Annotated in this window: 17 protein-coding genes and 1 pseudogene; 11 read left to right on the forward strand and 7 right to left on the reverse strand. The window is 69.8% G+C overall.

Annotation, left to right across the window (positions count from 1 at the left end; genetic code table 11):
* Positions 1-207: 207 nt before the first annotated feature.
* From AOJ26_RS31000 to AOJ26_RS43065, 3 genes are all read right to left on the reverse strand, one after another.
* On the reverse strand, positions 208-678 hold the full coding sequence (locus AOJ26_RS31000; protein WP_053851685.1) for a carboxymuconolactone decarboxylase family protein: 471 nt from the start codon (positions 676-678) through the stop codon (positions 208-210).
* 84 nt (positions 679-762) lie between these two features.
* Complete coding sequence (locus AOJ26_RS31005; RefSeq protein WP_053851686.1) at positions 763-1,506, reverse strand: SDR family oxidoreductase; 744 nt, start codon at positions 1,504-1,506, stop codon at positions 763-765.
* Between the two features lie 516 nt (positions 1,507-2,022).
* Positions 2,023-2,166, reverse strand: coding sequence for an FAD-binding protein (locus AOJ26_RS43065; RefSeq protein ID WP_107092854.1), 144 nt, complete (start codon positions 2,164-2,166; stop codon positions 2,023-2,025).
* A 216-nt stretch (positions 2,167-2,382) separates the two neighbouring features.
* Between AOJ26_RS43065 and AOJ26_RS31010 the strand changes: the two genes are divergently transcribed.
* From AOJ26_RS31010 to AOJ26_RS31020, 3 genes are all read left to right on the forward strand, one after another.
* Positions 2,383-5,163 (forward strand): helix-turn-helix transcriptional regulator, encoded by a 2,781-nt coding sequence (locus AOJ26_RS31010; RefSeq protein WP_053851687.1) that lies wholly within the window; start codon positions 2,383-2,385, stop codon positions 5,161-5,163.
* Between the two features lie 234 nt (positions 5,164-5,397).
* Positions 5,398-6,219: a GNAT family N-acetyltransferase gene (locus tag AOJ26_RS31015; RefSeq protein ID WP_234358714.1), complete on the forward strand. Its 822-nt coding sequence runs from the start codon at positions 5,398-5,400 to the stop codon at positions 6,217-6,219.
* Positions 6,220-6,497: 278 nt separating this feature from the next.
* Entirely contained in the window at positions 6,498-7,856 is a 1,359-nt protein-coding gene (locus AOJ26_RS31020) for an NAD(P)/FAD-dependent oxidoreductase (RefSeq protein WP_053851688.1), read from the forward strand.
* A gap of 1,226 nt (positions 7,857-9,082) precedes the next feature.
* Here AOJ26_RS31020 and AOJ26_RS31035 read toward each other — a convergent pair.
* On the reverse strand, positions 9,083-9,844 hold the full coding sequence (locus AOJ26_RS31035) for a class I SAM-dependent methyltransferase (RefSeq protein ID WP_053851691.1): 762 nt from the start codon (positions 9,842-9,844) through the stop codon (positions 9,083-9,085).
* A gap of 180 nt (positions 9,845-10,024) precedes the next feature.
* Between AOJ26_RS31035 and AOJ26_RS31040 the strand changes: the two genes are divergently transcribed.
* The 3 genes from AOJ26_RS31040 (at position 10,025) to AOJ26_RS31050 (ending at position 12,327) form a co-directional block, all read left to right on the forward strand.
* Entirely contained in the window at positions 10,025-10,963 is a 939-nt protein-coding gene (locus AOJ26_RS31040; RefSeq protein WP_053851702.1) for a 2-hydroxyacid dehydrogenase, read from the forward strand.
* 761 nt (positions 10,964-11,724) lie between these two features.
* Positions 11,725-11,886, forward strand: coding sequence for a hypothetical protein (locus AOJ26_RS43630; RefSeq protein WP_159044429.1), 162 nt, complete (start codon positions 11,725-11,727; stop codon positions 11,884-11,886).
* Between the two features lie 99 nt (positions 11,887-11,985).
* Positions 11,986-12,327: a hypothetical protein gene (locus tag AOJ26_RS31050; RefSeq protein ID WP_053851693.1), complete on the forward strand. Its 342-nt coding sequence runs from the start codon at positions 11,986-11,988 to the stop codon at positions 12,325-12,327.
* A 306-nt stretch (positions 12,328-12,633) separates the two neighbouring features.
* Here AOJ26_RS31050 and AOJ26_RS31055 read toward each other — a convergent pair whose 3' ends face one another.
* Positions 12,634-13,242: a malonic semialdehyde reductase gene (locus AOJ26_RS31055; protein ID WP_053851694.1), complete on the reverse strand. Its 609-nt coding sequence runs from the start codon at positions 13,240-13,242 to the stop codon at positions 12,634-12,636.
* A 104-nt stretch (positions 13,243-13,346) separates the two neighbouring features.
* Between AOJ26_RS31055 and AOJ26_RS31060 the strand changes: the two genes are divergently transcribed.
* The 4 genes from AOJ26_RS31060 (at position 13,347) to AOJ26_RS31075 (ending at position 15,612) form a co-directional block, all read left to right on the forward strand.
* Entirely contained in the window at positions 13,347-13,751 is a 405-nt protein-coding gene (locus AOJ26_RS31060) for a winged helix-turn-helix transcriptional regulator (protein ID WP_053851695.1), read from the forward strand.
* A 580-nt stretch (positions 13,752-14,331) separates the two neighbouring features.
* Complete coding sequence (locus tag AOJ26_RS44610) at positions 14,332-14,580, forward strand: hypothetical protein (protein WP_053851696.1); 249 nt, start codon at positions 14,332-14,334, stop codon at positions 14,578-14,580.
* A complete protein-coding gene (locus AOJ26_RS44615; protein ID WP_053851697.1) occupies positions 14,568-14,747 on the forward strand; it encodes a hypothetical protein in 180 nt (59 codons plus the stop codon). Before AOJ26_RS44610 ends, AOJ26_RS44615 begins: the two co-directional genes overlap by 13 nt.
* Before the next feature lie 97 nt (positions 14,748-14,844).
* Positions 14,845-15,612: an SDR family NAD(P)-dependent oxidoreductase gene (locus tag AOJ26_RS31075; RefSeq protein ID WP_053851698.1), complete on the forward strand. Its 768-nt coding sequence runs from the start codon at positions 14,845-14,847 to the stop codon at positions 15,610-15,612.
* 95 nt (positions 15,613-15,707) lie between these two features.
* Here the strand turns inward: AOJ26_RS31075 and AOJ26_RS42310 are convergent.
* A pseudogene (locus AOJ26_RS42310) lies at positions 15,708-15,951 on the reverse strand (transposase); the annotation flags it as partial.
* 22 nt (positions 15,952-15,973) lie between these two features.
* On the reverse strand, positions 15,974-16,561 hold the full coding sequence (locus AOJ26_RS31080; RefSeq protein ID WP_053851699.1) for an NADPH-dependent FMN reductase: 588 nt from the start codon (positions 16,559-16,561) through the stop codon (positions 15,974-15,976).
* Positions 16,562-16,649: 88 nt separating this feature from the next.
* Between AOJ26_RS31080 and AOJ26_RS31085 the strand changes: the two genes are divergently transcribed.
* Positions 16,650-17,162 carry a MarR family winged helix-turn-helix transcriptional regulator gene (locus AOJ26_RS31085; protein WP_053851700.1) on the forward strand — a complete coding sequence of 171 codons (513 nt, stop codon included), beginning with the start codon at positions 16,650-16,652 and terminating at the stop codon, positions 17,160-17,162.
* Positions 17,163-17,247: the final 85 nt, after the last annotated feature.

The raw sequence follows: 17,247 nt of genomic DNA on the forward strand, positions 1-17,247 counted from the left end.
GGGTGGGGTGGCGGGTGGCGCGTCGCGTATCACCCGGGGGCGGTGGTTCGCAGGTGAACCGTCGCGTGGGACTTGGGGTGTTGCGCTTCGCGGTGTGGCGTCGGCGTCGTGTGGACGCGGGGTGCGCGATTATCCGTCTCCCGCTCGGTGGGCCGGGGTGAGCGGGAGACGGACGGTGGGCGTCCGGCGGGGCCGGAACGGGAGAGGTCAGCCGAACATGCCCGGCTTGTAGCCGCCAGCGGGCTGCTGGTTGATGACGTTGATGCGGTTGTAGGCGTTGATGATCGCGATCAACGAGATCAGCGCGGCGAGCTGGTCCTCGTCGTAGTGCTTCGCCGCGTCGGCCCAGGCATCGTCCGACACCCCGCCCGCCGCGTCGGCGATGCGGGTGCCCTGCTCGGTGACCTCCAACGCCGCGCGCTCGGCGTCGGTGAAGACGGTGGCCTCGCGCCAGGCAGCCACCAGGTGCAGCCGCTGCTGGTCCTCACCCGCGGCGACGGCGTCCTTGGTGTGCATGTCGGTGCAGAACCCGCAGCCGTTGATCTGGCTGGCCCGGATCTTCACCAGCTCCTGGGTGGCCACGGGCAGCGCCGAGTGCACAGCGGCCCCGGCCGAGTTGAGGTGCTTCATGACCTTGCCCGCGAGAGCGTTGCCGAAGTAGTTGATGCGCGCGTCCATGTAGGGATCCTGATTTTCGAGTGATGGGCGGTGAACTGACGTGCTGTTGCTGCGATTTCGGGGCGGTCGGCTTCGTGCTCGCCGTTACTGCTTGCTGCTCCAGTCGGCGAAGTGGGTCTCGCCGAGTCGTGCGTCGGGGCCGGGCAGCAGGTCGGACTCCTTGAGGGCGGCGCCCCAGTAGAGACCCTCCGGGTCCGTCACGACCGTGCGGGGGTCGTCGTGGGCCGCGAGGGCCTTGCGGATGAAGTCCTCCATGGTGAAGGTGTCGGGGCCGGCGACCTCGACGATGCCGTTGACCGGAGTGCCGACCGCTGTGCGGCCGACGGCTGCGGCCACGTCGCCCGAGAAGATGGGCTGGATCTTGATGGGGGCGACGGACACCGTGTCACCGCTGGTCGCCGAGTCCGCGAGGGTCTTGGCGAACTCGAAGAACTGCGTGGCGTGGACGATCGAGTACGGCATTCCGGAGTCCCGGATCATGTCCTCCTGGACCTGCTTGGCCTGGAAGTAGCCGGCCTGCTGGAGGCGGTCGGTGCCTACGACGGACAGCGCCACATGGTGGGTGACGCCGGCGGCAGCCTCCGCGGCGAGCAGGTTGGTGGTGGAGGCGCGGAAGAACTCCATCACCGCGTCGTCGTCGAAGGAGGGGGAGTTGGAGACGTCGACGACGACGGAGGCGCCCTTCAGGACCTCGGCCAGGCCTTCGCCGGTGACCGTGTTGACTCCGGTGTTCGGGGAGGCGGCCACCGCCTCGTGACCGTGTTCGTTGAGCTTGGAGACGACCTTGGAACCGATGAGTCCGGTTCCGCCGATCACTACGACCTTCATGGACTTTCCCTTCACTGATCTCGCACGGTGCCCGGTGGGTCTGCGGCGACCTCGTCCAGGGCACCGGCCGCGATGGCTCGTACCCTCCTGACCGGGCGGCCCCGGCATCTGTGACAAGGCGGCGCGGAAAGATTTCGCGCCGCTGTCGATCACCCACACACGGCGGGTCCGGCGTCGTCGGACCCACCGCGCCATGGCTCGCAGATTCCGGTCGGGGCGGGCAGCCGACTGCTGTTTCCCCGACTGCGAAACACGTGCGGCAGGACGGGGATGGCGAGTTACCGCCCGCGCACACGCAGGGTTCGGTGCAGGTCCGGGCCGGTGAGCCGGGTGGTGGGCGTGCGGTCGGGGCGTCTGCCGTGGGCTCAACGCCGTCGACGGGCTGCGCGGCGGCGCGTGGCACGATCCGCTCGCCCGGCAGAGCGGCCGGCAAGCAGCTCTGCCGGGACGCGTCAGCCGAGTGCCGCTCCCCGGTGTCGGAAAGGCGGGCAGCGGCGGGCGCCCAATGGCATCGTTTCACGCCGCGCCGGCCCGGGCCCGTTCCGTGACCACGGCGACCGCGACACCGGCCTCGGCGACCTCGACGCCCGCTCGGAGGCCTGACGCACCGCTTCCCACCACGAGGACGGACGTGGTGAGCTGATGGCCCAGCGAAGACATGGGTCCTCCCACGACAGGCAACCGACATGATCATTGGTTGGGAGAGACCGGACAGGCCCACGATTTGTGACAACCTCAGCGGGTTTCCGGGCGTGGATGTAGTCACACTGTCTGTCCGCACCGTGGGGGAGGGGCCGCGGGTATCGTGACAAGGATTCTTCCGAACACCGCTGTGGGAGCACTGTTCCCCCGGATCCCGCCGAGGAGCCGAGTCGCATGATCGCCAGCCCGCTTTCCGCTCTGGTCGGCCGGCAGCGTGAGTGCACGGCGCTCGACAACCTGCTGGCCGGCGTTCGGGCCGGCGGTTCCCGCGTCATGGTCGTCCGGGGCGAGGCGGGCATCGGCAAGTCGGTGCTACTGGAGTACGTCGCTGCGCAGGCGTCCCGGGTGCAGGTGACCTGGGCCCGCGGTGTCGAGGCCGACATGGAGCTCCCTTACGCGAGCCTGCACCAGGCGTGCGCGCCGTTCCTGGACGGTGTCGAAGAACTGCCGCAACCCCAACGTGACGCCCTGCGCGTGGCGTTCGGGACCGCGGTCGGCGATCCGCCCGACCGTTTCCTGGTCGGTCTCGCCGTTCTGACCCTGCTCACCCGCGCCTCGGAGACCCAGCCGGTGCTGGTGCTGGTGGACGATGCCCAGTGGCTGGACCAAGTGTCGTTGCAGACACTTGAGTTCGTGGCCCGGCGACTGCTCGCGGAGCCGGTCGCCATGGTGTTCGCGGTCCGCGACCCCGAGGGGCAGTCCGCGCTCGCGGGCCTGCCGGCACTGCAACTGAAGGGACTAGACGCCGCTTCGGCCGGGGAACTCCTGGAGGGAGCTGTAGGGGGACGCCTGGAGGAGCGGGTCCGGGACCGGTTCGTGGCCGAGACACACGGCAATCCGCTGGCGCTGCTGGAATTCTCCCGCGGCCGCAGCGCCGCCGAACTCGCCTACGGCGTCGACGCGTCGAGTGCCCCGGTCGTCCAAGGGCCGGTGGCCGGCCGCGTCGAGCGTGATTTCGCCGGGCGGCTCGGTGCGCTGCCCGCCGCGACCCGCACCCTGCTGCTGATCGCTGCGGCCGAACCGGTGGGCGACGTACGCCTGCTGATCCGCGCGGCCGCTTCCCTCGGCATCACCCCGGACGCCGCACCGGCCAAGGAAGCCGGCCTGATCGAGTTCGGCGAGCCCGTACGGTTCCGGCATCCGCTGGTCCGTTCGGCGGTCTACCACGGAGCCGAGCCGGAGGACCGCCGTGCGGTGCACCGGGCCCTGGCCGAAGCCACGGACCCCCTCCTGGACCCTGACCGGCGCGCCTGGCACGCCGCGCAGGCAGCCGACGGGCCGGACGAGGAGGTTGCCGCAGGACTGGAGCAGGCCGCCGACCGCGCCCGGCAGCGCGGAGGCATCGCGGCCGAGGCGGTTCTGCTGGAACGCGCGGTGGAGGTGACGCCCGATCCCTGGCCGCGAGGGCGCCGGGCCCTTGCGGCGGCAGAGGCACACTTCTCGGCCGCCGCACCCGAACGGGCCACGGAACTGGCCGCGGTGGCCGACCTGTATCCCCTCAGCGTCCTGGACCGGGCTCGCCTGGCACGTCTGCGGGCCAGAATCCTGTTCGCCCGCAGCCGCAGCGACGAGGCGGCACCACTGCTCCTGAACGCCGCGGCACAGTTCACCGCGGCCGGATCTCCGCTGGCGCGGGAAACGTATCTGGAGGCGATCAGCGCGACCATCTTCGCCGGCCGGGTCCATGGTCCGACAGGCGCCCGCGCCGCCGCCGTCGCAGCCCGCGCCTCCGGTGCGCCCTCTTCGGGCTCCAAAGCCGCCGACGCTCTCTTGGACGGTGTGGCGGCCCTGCTCGCCGACGGCTCGGAGACGGCCGTCCCGGCCCTGCGCGAGGCACTCGACCTGCTCGAGCACGAAGAGCTCCGGACGCGGGAGGCGACCGTACGGTGGCTGCTGCTTGCCCCGGTGGCGCTCGAGTCGTTCATTCACTGGGCCTGGGACCTGCATGCCTGGGACACGCTCTCGACTCGTGCGGTGCGTCTGGCCCGCGACATCGGAGCACTCGGCAGCCTGCCGCCGGCCCTGATCTACGCGGGCGGGGTGCACATCCACTACGGCGACTTCGCCGAGGCCGACCGGATGATCGACGAAGCCGACGCGATCGCCTCCGCGACCGGCCACGCCCCGCACAAATACGCCGCGCTCGTCCTGGCCGCGTGGCGGGGCGAGGCGGATGTCGCCGCCGACATCATCAAAGAGGCCAAAGAGCGCGCCGTGCAGCGGGGCGAAGTATCCCTGCTCGGAGCCATGGGCTACATCCAGGGCGTGCTCTTCAACGGACTGGCCCGCTACGAAGAGGCGCTGGAGGCCGCACGCACCGGCATCGAACACGACGGGTTCAACTTCACCGGCCTGTCGCTGGTCGAACACGTCGAGGCCGCGACGCGATGCGGTGAACTCGACCAGGCCCGCGCCTCACTGGCCCGCCTCACCGAACTCACCCGCGCCGCCGACTCCGGGTGGGCGCGCGGCGCGAGCGCCCGCAGTGAGGCGCTGCTGGCCGACGGCGAGGCGGCCGATCGCTTGTACCGCACGGCGATCAAGGAATTCGGCCGCGGCGGGGTTGTCGTGGAAGTGGCACGCACCCACCTGCTGTACGGCGAGTGGCTGCGGCGCACACAGCGCCGCGCGCAGGCCCGCGAGCATCTCCGCACGGCCCACGACATGTTCGACGCGATGCCGGCTCACGCGTTCGCCGAACGGTCCCGCCGTGAACTCATCGCCACCGGCGAGCAGGTGACCGCGCGGGAGACCACACCGGCGAAGGTTCTCACCCCGCAGGAGTCGCAGGTGGCAGCCCTCGCCGCCGACGGCATGACGAACGCGCGGATCGGCGCGGAGCTCTTCATCAGCCCCCACACCGTGGAATGGCATCTGCGGAAGGTCTACGTGAAGCTCGGCATCAGCTCCCGCCGAGCCCTGCCGGACGTCCTCGACAGCGCGCGGGCACGGTGAGGTAGAACCGACAGGCCCCACAGCGCGGGCGGCCGCCGGCCCCGCTCCCAAGACCTGTCCCGATCATGACGGGGCGCCAAGAACCAGTGCCCGGTCCACGCGTATGCACGAGACGGGGGAGTGAGTGATCCTCACCAACCCGGCCGGGATCATTTAAGCCGCGGAACGGAACACAACGCACATGGTGATGTGCAGCCCCACGAGTTGAGGAGGAGAGCGGCAACGATGGATCCGGTGAGCCAGATCAGCACGTCGAAGAACGGGACACGAGGCGCCGAGGCTTCGCGGGAACCCGGCGACATGGCCTCGGTGTTCGCCAACTTCCGTCAGTACCTGATGGGATGGGGGACACAAGGCCGAGCGGGCAACACCGTCGACCAGTTCCGTAGCGGGCTCGCCGCACCGCAGTTCAACGGCGTCGTGCGCGTAAGGTCGGTTTCCGCGGAGGGGGTGGACGTGGCGGCCGTACGCAAGGAGTTCGCGAACGTTCCCTGGTGGTGGTGGGTCGGACCCGACAGCCCCGAGGACACCGCCGGCTTCCTGCGGCGCCGCGGTGGACGAGAGCTCACGGCCCTCCCCGTGATGGTTCGCACGCTCGACGAACCGGCCGACCCGGGCACAGTCCCGCACGCCACCCACACCGGTTTGCGGGTGGAGCCGGTCCGGGACGACGAACGGCTGGCCGAGTTCGTCCGGACATACCGGGCGTCGATGGGTGTCGAGCCCGGGCTGGAGGCCGAGATGACGCGCATCGAGTCGGGGCGCGAGGACAACGCCGACATCATCCGGCTGGCCGCGGTGCGCAACGGCCGAGTGGTCGGGACGACCGTGGTGATCACCGCCCACGGGGTGGCCGGGATCTTCCTCGTCCACGTGACCGAAGCACATCGCCGGCGGGGTGTCGGTGCGGCCCTGACGGAGGCAGCGCTCCAGGTGGGACGGCAGCGCGGGATGCGCTGCGCCGCGCTGGTGGCCAGCCCTGCGGGCGAACCGTTGTACCGACGTTTCGGCTTCACGACGACATCCGAGTACCGGCTGTTCGGCTTCCCCGCTTGAGCCGCAGCTGGCCCTGACGCGGACTGAGCGCTGTCCTTCTCACCTGGACGCCGGCGCTGCCGTTCGTCTGTCCGGTCGGCGGATCGCGCTGGGACTGCTCCTGCCGCAAGGGCCGGTCAGGTTGGCGAGCCCACCGCGCCCGCGTCCCTCGAGAAGGTCGTCTTCCACACCCCGGCCGGACAGTCGAGCGGTGCCCTGGCACCTGAACTGATCACAGTGTCACACCGAGTGCCGACGACCGGTCTAGAGGGTGAGGACCGAGAGGAACAGAGGACACCGTGCGTGAGATCTTGATCGTGGGTGGCGGGTACGCGGGCTTCTACACCGCGTGGGGCCTGGAGAAGGGACTGCGGCCGGGCGAGGCGCGCGTCACCGTCGTCGACCCCCGCCCGTACATGACGTACCAGCCCTTCCTGCCCGAGGTCGTTGCCGGTTCGGTGGAGGCCCGGCACGCGGCGGTTTCGCTCCGCCGTCACCTCCACTCCACGCGTCTGGTGGCGGGCTCGGTGACGGAAATCCGCCACAGCGCGCGCACGGTCACGGTCCGCCCGGAGTCCGGGCCATCCCTCGACCTGCACTACGACGTGCTGGTGGTGACGGCGGGGGCGGTCACCCGGACCTTCCCGATCCCGGGGCTCAGCGATCAGGCGTACGGACTCAAGCACGTCGAGGAGGCGGTGGCGATCCGCGACCGCCTCCTCACCTCGTTCGACCGTGCGGCCGGTCTGCAGCGCGGCCCCGAACGCACCAAACTGCTCACCGTCACCGTCGTCGGTGGCGGATTCTCCGGAGTGGAGGGATTCGGTGAACTGCTGGCCCTGGCGACCGCATTGCTCAAGCAGTACCCGGAGATCGGCCCCGACGAACCGGCCTTCCACCTGGTCGAGGCACGGGACCGGATCCTGCCCGAAGTCACGGACCGGCCGGGCGCCTGGGTGGTGCGTTCACTGGAGAAGCGGGGGGCGCGGGTGCACCTGAACACCCAGATGGTCTCCGCCGAGGGCGGCCGGGTGCGGCTGTCGGACGGTACCGAGTACGACTCGGGCCTGCTGGTGTGGACGGCCGGCAACGCCGCCAACCCGATCGTGCACAACCACAGCGATCTGCCCGTCGACGAGCGGGGCCTGCTCACCGTCCGGGCGGACCTGAGGGTCACCACGGGCACCGAGGTGGTGCCCGACGCCTGGGCGGCGGGGGACGACGCCTCGGTCCCCGATCTTGCGGCCGGGAGGGCCGGCGCGCGCACCGTGCCCAATGCCCAGCACGCCGTCCGCCAGGGCAAGTTGCTGGCGAAGAACATCCTGGCGTCGCTGCGCGGCCGTCCGACCAAGGACTACGTGCACCGCAGTCTCGGTGTGGTGGCCACCCTCGGGCTCGGCCGCGGCATCTTCCAGTACCGGCGCCTGGTCGTCAAAGGGTTCCCGGCCTGGCTGATGCACCGCGGCTACCACGTTCTGGCCATACCGAGCTGGGAACGCAAGACGCGTGTGTTCGCAGTGTGGGTCACGGCCCTTCTCTACGGCCGCGACATCGTCTCGCTGGCGTCGGTGCAGCACCCGAGGGAGGCATTCGTCTCCCGCGGTGAACTGCGCGGAGGAGAGGAGCCCGCACAGTCCGGAGACCGGCTCACGGCATGACGGCACGTGCAGTCCCCGGCCGGCCCGCCGGACGCGCGAGGCGCTGATGAGACGGTCGAGCGGGCTGCGGACGCATTGATGCTGCCGCTGTCGGTGCCGCGTCCCTCGACACGACGTCGCGGGCGCGGACCTCGGGGTCCCCGGCGTTAGAAGTACGCCAGGATCTGCCCCGTCGGGTTGCCGTACGTTGTGCCTCCGTCGCCCAGTTCGTCGCTCGGCTTGCCGTAGCCCGGGGCACTTCGGCGGCTTCGCCGGTTGCTGCGGACGTGCGCGGCTCCTGGCTTCCCTGGCGACGGGACGCTCACGTGGACGGGGTCTCCCGGTGATGGGGTGGCGTCGGGTAGGAGGGCCGGAAGAGCGTCAAACACCCGCGGCTCGTTCCTGCCCCGCCCCGGTGCACCGGGGGATGGTGGCGCACATCAGATGCAGCGGCCCTGTGGGCCAAGAACAGAGTGGTTTGTGCCCCGCAGAACACACCGTTGCTCAGGCTGTCCGGTACGGCGGGCCGTGACGGAGCGAGCCCCCGTGGCGCTCCCTTCGTCCGCCGACGGCATCTGGTGCTCGCCCTGTGCGGGTATGTGTTTGATCTTCTCGGCCACCGTGTGGATCCGGGGTCCACTTCGTCGATCTCCTCCCGGAGCACGCGGAGCCGTCCCCACGGGACGACGGTCTTCGCGGCAAGCAAGCCGGTGACGGCGGCGGGATCGGTCCGGCGGTCGGCGTCTCGAATCCCCTCATGTCTCTCCTTGACCGGCGTGGGAAGTCCCGTGGACGGGCCCCCCGGAGACCAGCGGTCGTCCAGGCACGGGTGATGAATGGCCCTGCCATGCTCCTCCTTTGCCGTCGCGGGGCCGGGGACCGCGTGGTGGCGGAGGCTGTGAAAGCCGCCGTGCGGCAGGACGGAGAGGACCTCCAGGACGACGTCGGTGGCTCCCCGGTTCTCGCCGATGCGCACGTGGCTTGCGCCCGACGGCTCATTCAGGATGCTGCCCTTTTGTACACGCCGTCGGCGGCGCAGGAGGCGTTGAAGTGACTCAGTGTGCCCGACTTGGCGAACGCGTACAGGGCGCCGTGGTGTCGCCGACGGTCCGCTGGGCCAGGACCCGACCGCTGGCGCCGGTGGTGGCCTGGGCGGTCGTCGAGGTGAGCGAGAGTCCGATGAGGCAGGCTCCGACGACCGTGGGGCGTGCTGAGGCATGCATGACGAGCTTGTGAGGTATGGCGTCTCACCGGCGGCGCAGCGTCACGGCCAGCAGCTCCGACTCCTCGTACCCCGGAAGGGGGGCAAACCCGTGCGCTGCCAGCTCGTGGGTCAATTGGGCGCGCGTCGCGGGCCACATCCAGAACGTCTCGGTGTGTTCCCGCAGCACGTCCTCGGCGTCCCTGACCCAGTAGTCGGCGCGGGTCCTGATGCGGTAGCCGGCGGCCGACATCGTCATGCGCCCGCCGTAGACGTGCGTGCCGACCCGCTTGTCGGCGAGCACGCGCACGACGGTGCGGGTCGGGAGCCGGGCCGGCGGCAGTTGCACCAACAGCAAGCTGCCGGGGGTAAGGGCCCTGCCGAGCGCAGGCCACAACTTCTCGCGAACGCCGGGGGGAAGGCAGCCCACCATGTTGTGACAGACGGCCACGTCCGCGACCGCGTCCAGCGCGGTCTCGTCCAGGGAGTGCGGGTGCACGGTGACCCGGTCCCGCTGCTCGGAAGGCAGGGCTGCGAGCCGGGTCAGCAGCGACGTACGCATGGCCCTGGCCGGCTCGACGGCGTGCACGTCGACCCCGGAGTCGGCGAGGGCCAGGATGGTCACCCGCCCGGTTCCGGCCCCGACGTCGAGCACACCGGTGCGGGCGTCGGCGATCTGGCGTGCGTAGAGCCGACGGACCCGGGCTTCGTCCGCGTCGGCCTGCAAGATGTCGTAGAACTCCGCGGTGACCGCGTAGGAGTCGGACTGACGTCGAAGGTGCGACGGGCCGTTGAGGATAGTGTGCATGGCCGAGATGACAACGTATGGACATAGTGTGTGACAGTCAGGGGACGACCGCAGTTGCGATCGCTGTCACAGAAGTACACGGAGCGCAGTCAAAGGATCGGCTCTGCCCGTGACTCTTCCGGGACGTTCTGGGACCGGGCCGGAGCACCGGAAAATGTCGTGAGAGCGGAGTACGTCGTCATGACCGCGCGATCCCACCAGGTTTGGCTGCCCGCACAGTTCGGCAACCTTGCCGATCTGCCCCCGGGCCTCGACTACGCCCGCTGGGACGTTCGTTCGGCTTTTCCCACGGACCCGGCCGAGGTGGCGTTCTACGTGCCCCCGCTGACCATGGACATCGGCGTCATTTCCCGGCCGCTGGCCCGGATGACCAGGCTGCAGGTGGTGCAGGCGCTCAGCGCCGGAACCGAGGAGCTGCGGGCGGCACTGGACCGGCTGCCCCGTGAGGTGACCTTGTGCAGAGCGAAGGGGGTGTCGGCTGCCGGCACCGCCGAACTGGCCCTGACGCTGATCCTCGCCAGCCTGCGCGGCATACCGGAGTCACTGCGCGCCCAGGACCGGGAGGACTGGGACCCGCGGACCTTCTCCACCCTGCACGGTCGTTCCGTGCTCATCGTCGGTCACGGCGCCGTCGGCTCCGCCTTGGAAGAGCTTTTGACGCCCTTTGGCTGCGCCGTCACCCGCGTCGGACGCACGGACAGGGACACGCCCCAAGGGCCGGTGCGCTCCGTGTCGCTGCTGCCCCGGCTCGTCGCGGACGCCGACGTGATCGTGCTGTGCACTCCGCTGACCGCGGCGACCCGCGGACTCTTCGATGCCGCACTGCTGTCCCGCGTCAAGGACGGCGCCCTGCTCGTCAACGTGTCCCGGGGCGCCGTCGTTGACACCGACGCCCTGTTGAAGGAGGTGCACGGCGGACGGCTGCGGGCCGCCCTCGACGTGACCGATCCCGAACCGCTCCCGCTGGGCCACCCGCTCTGGACCGCGCCCGGCGTCCTGGTCACCCCGCACGTCGGCGCTTTCACCCCCTGCCTGTGGCCCCGTCTCGAAGCACTTGTGCGACGGCAGTTGGCCCGGTTGGTCGCGGGCAGGGAACTGGAGAACGTCGTCACACACTGACAGCGGGTCGCCCTGGCGAAACACCTGGTGCGCCCTCACCGGTCCTGACCGGGACGGCCCGCTCCGCCCGGCGCCTGGTCTTCCCGGGACACTGGTCGTTCCTGCTCGGCGAGATCGCGCTCTGCAGTCTCGTCGGCCTGGTGATCACGGGCGTCTGCCTCAGCCTCTACGTCCACCACTCCACCGATCCCCGTTGACCATGACGGCGGAATCGCGCCGCTGCGAGGGCGGTTGGTGTCCCGGGCCTTCGAGTCGACCCAGCCGACCCGGTTCGACCTCGCCTTCCCATGGCCGTCGACGGGACCTGGCTGCGGCACTCGGATCTGGTCCTTCGACAGCGACACCGCTATCCACGAGGACATCACCTGCACTTACGATCGCATCGTGGGCCTCAGCGTGTTCTGCAACGAGTACGTCGAGCTGTACATCGACGACCTGGCGGCGCGTTCCGTACCCGATGGCCCGGCGCGTCACACATGGCCCCTCGGCTCGGTCTATGACGAGGGAAGAGCCTCCCGACCCCACTGCCCGTAAAGGACCGCGCCATGAGTGACACTGTTCTCGAACGTGCCGCGCAGATGTTCGCCAACGGAACCGCGAATCCGCCGCTGCTGCACGAACTGTGGGCGTCGAGGGCGTCCGCAAGTTCCTGGCCGACGCCCAGGCAGGACCTGTGGCCCCCGCCCAGCGGCCGGCAGCTGACAGGTCACTGCCCGAGAGCACACCCGCCCCCGCCAGGCGTGACGTCGTCCTAGGTTCTGGTGGCGACCGAGGACCATGACATCCCGGCCCAGGTGCAAATCTTCAGGGCCGAGCGCACGACAGCCGTGGTCATGATCGTCGACACCTTCCACACGGTCGCCGTCGACTGCCCGGGCGACGTCGCCCGGGCAGTCGACGAGGCGGTACGGGCCACCGGCTGAACCGCCTGAGTAGTGAGGCGTGGTGCTCGCGGCACCGCGCCGTCCTTGCGGGCCCGGCTTCGCCACGGACGCTGGGCCGTCTACTTCGGGAGCGCATTCATGAGCACGGAGGAGCAGGCCGCTCGCGGGCTGGCCGACCTGGAGGCCTACCTGTACCAGGAGGCCCATCTCAGCGCTGCCCGGTTGCGCGTGGCTGCCTTTCCTGCGCAGTCGGCCGGGCTGAGTCACCAGCAGAAGAGGGACATCGAGGAGTGGTACCTCGACGAGCAGAAATACGTTGCCGGGACGGTGACCCGGCACATCGCCGACAGCATCGCCCAGGCGGACTCGGCCCGGCACCGCAGCTCCCTTCGGTGGATGCGGTGGCTGCTTGTCGCCGTCACCGCGCTGACCCTGCTGACCTTCGTGGGCACCGTACTTCTGGTGAGCACCCGCCCTTGAACTACGCCGCGGCCCCCCCGGGGAGAGGGAGAGGAATGGCCTTCCGAGCCGGACGCGGCCACCCGTATCCTCGCAGCGCGAGCGCCCCGTCCTGCGCGGCCAAGCGCGTCCTGTACTCAACTGGGCACCCCGGACCTGTACTGCCAGATGCCGGTCGACTGCGCCCAGGCGCAGCGGCTAGTCAGCTGCACTGCTACGCCGGGTACAGAGAACGACACCAACGAGCGCCCGCTGAGCCTGCTCCCCGGCAACCTGACAGCATAAGCGGCCGTGGCGCGGTCGTCGTCGACGCAAGAGCCCGTCGGCTCAGACCCAGGCGACGGCATCCTCGTGCGCGAGGCGCGGCATGCGGTCGAACGCCGGAGGGCCCGCAGGGTGGCCGATGTTCACGACGAGCACGGAGTGCCAGGAACTGTCGGGGAAGAACTCCTTGTCGATCCCCGCCGCGTCGAAGCCGGCCATGGGTCCGGCGGCGAGGCCGCAGGCGCGGACGGCGAGGATGAAGTAGCCCGCCTGAAGAGGGCCGTTGAAGGACGTGATGCCGTCTCGCTGGGCGGGATCGGTGGCGAAGTGCTCTCGCAGCTCGGGCTTGATCGGCAGGATGTGCGGGATGTGCTCGTGGAAGCGGTCATCCACGGCCAGGACCGCGACGGCGGGGGCGGAGGCCGACTTGGGCCGGTTCCCCTCGTCGAGGTGCGGCAGCAGGCGTTCCTTGCCCTCGGGAGTGCGGACGTACAGGACGCGCAGGGGCTGCAGGTTCGCGGCGGTCGGGGCCCAGCGGGCCAGCTCCCAGATGCCTGTCAGCGTCGCGTCGTCGACCGGTGTGTCGGTGAAGGAGTACGCGGTGCGCGCGTCGGTGAAGAGCGCGGCCCGGGCGTCGGCGCCGACCCGGGAAAGAGGGGTGGAAGTGGTCATGTCGAACTCTCCTGACTAGTAAATGTGAAGTTGCTCTGTATAGCAAGGTTACTTCTAAAAACAGAGCAGCAGAGGGGAGCGTAGCACCTCGCTATCCTGGAGACATGACGGAAGCAGCGGACCCCCGGTCGCCCCGCGCGGGCGACACCCTCACCGGGCAGCACCATCCGGCGGCCTGCGACGGGGCCCTGACGAGGGCGTTCGGCTTCCTCGGCAAGCGGTGGAACGGCGTCATCCTGGCCACGCTGCAGCACGGACCCCTGGGCTACGCCGAGTTGCGGCGCGCGGTGGATGGCATCAGCGACTCCGTTCTCTCGGAGCGCCTCTCCGAGCTGTCCGGCGCGGGCCTGGCCGTGCGCGAGGTCGAGCCCGGACCGCCGGTCACGGTCCGCTACCGGCTCACCCCGGACGGGAGTGCCCTCATGCCCATCCTCGAGGAGCTGGCCGGCTGGGCATCGCGCCACCTGCCCGAAACACCGGCCGCCCCGCAGCGCCGCACCAGGAACTGAACCGGACGCGCCCTTCCGCCTCACATAAGCCGCGGCGTCTTCCCAGCGTCAGCCGCCACGTCCCGCATCAGGCCGGAGACATGAGGCCCGGCGGAACGACAACCCGCCACCCCCCTTCCCGGTGGCCGAGGACCACACCAGAGCGACCATCAGATTGAGCTCTTTGCCGACGACGACATCAGCGTCCTCATGCGGTAGCGGGTACGGGTCGGGCGGCGGATCATGAGTGAGGTCCGCAGGCTCGGCCACGGGGTCACCATGGGGGTGGATCAAGATAGCCCGACACGTTCGGGAGCCGGCCATCGGTGGAGCCCCGCGGGGACCCACCGACTCCACCACGGTGAGCCAGGGGCGCGGGGGCGGGGTGCCGGCGGCGACGCACCCTGGACGGGCGGCCCTTTCACTACGAGGAGTTCCCCATGCCCGCGACCGGCCGGTAGACCATGACGACCGAACCCGCGCTCGCCCGACCGGTCGGCGAAGACCACTTGGACGCGGCCCTCGACACCTTCCTAGTCGAGCGGACACGGCTCTTCCGCATCGCCTACGCATTCTCGGCGACGTCACCGGAGCCGAGGACGTGGTCCAGGAGGTGTGGCTGCGCTGGCAGCTCACTCAGCGTGCCCAGGTCGACGACTCGACCGCTGTCCTGGTGACGGCGACCACGCGGTTGGCCATCAACGTCGTCCGCTCCGCCTGCCACCGCCACGAGGTCCCGGTCGAGCCGCAGTTGGCCGGCTTCGGTGACGGGGCCGTCCCGGACCCCGTACTGATCGTCGAGCGCAGCGTTGCGGTCGCCGGGGCCTGGCCCTGCTCATGGTGCGACTGACGCCGGACCGGCTGGCCGCCTACATCCTGCGCAAGGCCCGGCTGGAGTCCGGCCGGGAGCGCCCGGTCTTCGTCGAGTCGCATCGCCGCTTCGCCTCGGCGTTCCAGACGGCCGCCCACACCGGCGACCTGGACGGCCTGGTGAAGGTGCTTGCCCCCACCGCGTGACGAGCAACGTACCGTGTCACACTGTTTAGTGTTTAACCGTTGAGGTGGGACGCACCGTATTTGGTGTGCATACCAGTAAAGACAGAAGGAACATGTGATGTCCGCAGACCTTTCCGACTTGACCTTTGAGGGCCACGTGGCCGTGGTGACCGGAGCCGGTTCCGGCATCGGTCGGGCCACTGCCGTCGCCTTCGCCGAAGCGGGCGCGCAGGTGCTCGGAGTGGGACGGCGCGAGGTACCGCTCAAGGAGACCGCCGCCCGTCACCCCCGCATCGACGTCCTGGCGATCGACGTCTGCGCCGAGGGAGCCCCCGCCGAGGTGATCAGGACCGCCGTCCAGCGGTGGGGACGCATTGACCACCTGGTCAACAACGCGGGTGCCACAGCGGTGATGAGACTCGCCGACACCGACGAGCAGACTGTCACGAACTTGCTCGCCCTGAACATCGTCGCGCCCAGTCTCCTTGCCCACGCCGCCCTGCCACACCTGCGCGAGACCTCCGGCACCATCATCAACCTCTCCAGCACCTACGGGCACCGGCCGATGCCGGGCGGCGCGCACTACGCGGCCACCAAGGCCGCTGTCGAACAACTCACCCGAAGCTGGGCGCTGGAACTCGCAGAGGAGGGAGTCCGCGTCAACGCCGTCGCGCCCGGCCCCACCCGCACCGACGTCATGCTGCACGCCGGACTCACCCCCGAGGCCGCCGACGACATGTACGCCTATGAACGCGACCGCATCCCCACCCACCGCATCGCGGGCACCGAAGAGATCGCCCACTGGGTCCTGCGGATGGCCGACCCCGCGGGACGGCACGCCACCGGCCAGGTCGTCACCGTGGACGGCGGCCTGGAACTCGTCTGACACCGCCTCGGACAGCCAAGGTCGTCGATGATGGTGGACCGGATCGAGCGGCGCTGGCAGAAGCGCCGCGACGAGCAGGGCGGGCAGTAGCAGGTCTGCTCCAGGAGGTGGGCCCAGGTCTCGTCCCGCTCCCAACGGGCGAACCGCTCATAAACCGTCGGCCAGGGCCCGTAGAGTTCCGGCATGTCACGCCAGGGAGCGCCTGTTCGCAACCGCCATGACACGCCGTTGGATTACATGCCGGTGGTCAGGCCACGGCCGACCGGGTCCATCGGTAGCTGGCAGCAGAGGCTTCAGCGCCTCCCATGCAGCGTCCGTCAGTTCGCCGCGTCCTGTCACGTGATCGGTCACGAACTGAGCCTTATGCAGCCGTGGGCGTCTGCGTCTTGGCCTGGCGAACCCCTTGCAGGGCGCCGGACCAGGCGATCACTTGGTTGAGCATGTCGGCCACGGCGGTGTCGAGGCCCTGCTGGGGGACGAAGGTGCCGGTGTGGAACGAGGGGTGTGTCGAGATGGTGGGCTGGGCGCGGACCGTGGCCACCTGGAGTTCGGCGAGGACGAGCCGCAGCGCTTCGGCGGCCCGGGCCCCGGCGACCCAGCCGCCGTAGCTGATGATCCCGGCGGCCTTGTCGTTCCACTCCCGGTAGACGTAGTCCAGGGCGTTCTTCAGGGCTCCGGGGTAGGAGTGGTTGTACTCGGGGACGAGGAACACGTACCCGTCGAAGCTGTCGATGAGTGAGCCCCAGGCGCGGGTGTGGTCGTGCTGGTACTGCTGGAAGTTCGGGTTGCCGGGCTCGTCGAGGTTGCCGAGGTCGTGGTCGGCGAGGTCGACGAGTTCGTAGTCGGCTCCACCGTGGGCACGGGCGGCCTCCAGTGCCCAGGCGGCGATCTGGTCGCCGCGGCGGCCGGGGCGGGTGCTTCCGAGGATGAGTGCGATGCGGAGTGGCATGGGCTTCCTTCCCGGTGAGTTGTCACGTCAACTCTATGGTGAGGAGAGTTGAAGTGACAACTCTGCTGGTAGCGGTATCCTCGGCGACATGACGGAGACTCGATCGCTGGAACCCGAGGAGTGGGAGTTCTGGGATACCTGGATGCGCGCGCAGCGCCTGCTCACCAGGGAGCTGGAGCGTGGTCTACAGCGTGACTGCGACATCTCGAAGGCCGAGTTCAGCGTGCTGGTGACGCTGTGGCAGGCCGCCGGCCGCGAGATGCGTGTCGGCGAGCTCTCCGAGTCGCTCGACTGGGACAAGAGCCGCGTCTCACATCAGCTGACGCGTATGGAAAAGCGCGGCTTCGTCCAGCGCACTCAGTATGGGGCCGATGGTCGCCGCGCGGGGATCGGGCTGACCGCCGAGGGGCGCCGCGCCGCCCAGAAAGCCGTCCTCGTGCACGGCGGCAACATCCGCCGCCACTTCCTCGACGCACTGACCCCCGAGCAGGCATCAGTGATCCGGGCATGGAGCGAGCGAGCAGTCGATCGCCTCGACCGGCATGACAGCGACGCTGCCAGCAACGGCGCGTTTAGGCCGCGTCCCACACCGCCCCCATAGACGCCGCCGATACGGCCCTGGGCATTGCCAGACAGGCCTAGAGCGTGTCTCTTTATTCGTGGGCTACCCTCCGGCCATGGGTAAG

The sequence above is a fragment of the Streptomyces sp. NRRL B-24085 genome, assembly GCF_001282115.1.
Classification (GTDB): Bacteria; Actinomycetota; Actinomycetes; order Streptomycetales; family Streptomycetaceae; genus Streptomyces.

Excerpts from the sequence above, each read along its gene's own strand:
- AOJ26_RS31000 (WP_053851685.1), bottom strand. The coding sequence starts at position 678 with ATGGACGCGCGCATCAACTACTTCGGCAACGCTCTCGCGGGCAAGGTC.
- AOJ26_RS31005 (WP_053851686.1), bottom strand. The coding sequence starts at position 1,506 with ATGAAGGTCGTAGTGATCGGCGGAACCGGACTCATCGGTTCCAAGGTC.
- AOJ26_RS43065 (WP_107092854.1), bottom strand. The coding sequence starts at position 2,166 with ATGTCTTCGCTGGGCCATCAGCTCACCACGTCCGTCCTCGTGGTGGGA.
- AOJ26_RS31010 (WP_053851687.1), top strand. The coding sequence starts at position 2,383 with ATGATCGCCAGCCCGCTTTCCGCTCTGGTCGGCCGGCAGCGTGAGTGC.
- AOJ26_RS31035 (WP_053851691.1), bottom strand. The coding sequence starts at position 9,844 with ATGCACACTATCCTCAACGGCCCGTCGCACCTTCGACGTCAGTCCGAC.
- AOJ26_RS31040 (WP_053851702.1), top strand. The coding sequence starts at position 10,025 with ATGACCGCGCGATCCCACCAGGTTTGGCTGCCCGCACAGTTCGGCAAC.
- AOJ26_RS31050 (WP_053851693.1), top strand. The coding sequence starts at position 11,986 with ATGAGCACGGAGGAGCAGGCCGCTCGCGGGCTGGCCGACCTGGAGGCC.
- AOJ26_RS31055 (WP_053851694.1), bottom strand. The coding sequence starts at position 13,242 with ATGACCACTTCCACCCCTCTTTCCCGGGTCGGCGCCGACGCCCGGGCC.
- AOJ26_RS31060 (WP_053851695.1), top strand. The coding sequence starts at position 13,347 with ATGACGGAAGCAGCGGACCCCCGGTCGCCCCGCGCGGGCGACACCCTC.
- AOJ26_RS44615 (WP_053851697.1), top strand. The coding sequence starts at position 14,568 with ATGGTGCGACTGACGCCGGACCGGCTGGCCGCCTACATCCTGCGCAAG.
- AOJ26_RS31075 (WP_053851698.1), top strand. The coding sequence starts at position 14,845 with ATGTCCGCAGACCTTTCCGACTTGACCTTTGAGGGCCACGTGGCCGTG.
- AOJ26_RS31080 (WP_053851699.1), bottom strand. The coding sequence starts at position 16,561 with ATGCCACTCCGCATCGCACTCATCCTCGGAAGCACCCGCCCCGGCCGC.
- AOJ26_RS31085 (WP_053851700.1), top strand. The coding sequence starts at position 16,650 with ATGACGGAGACTCGATCGCTGGAACCCGAGGAGTGGGAGTTCTGGGAT.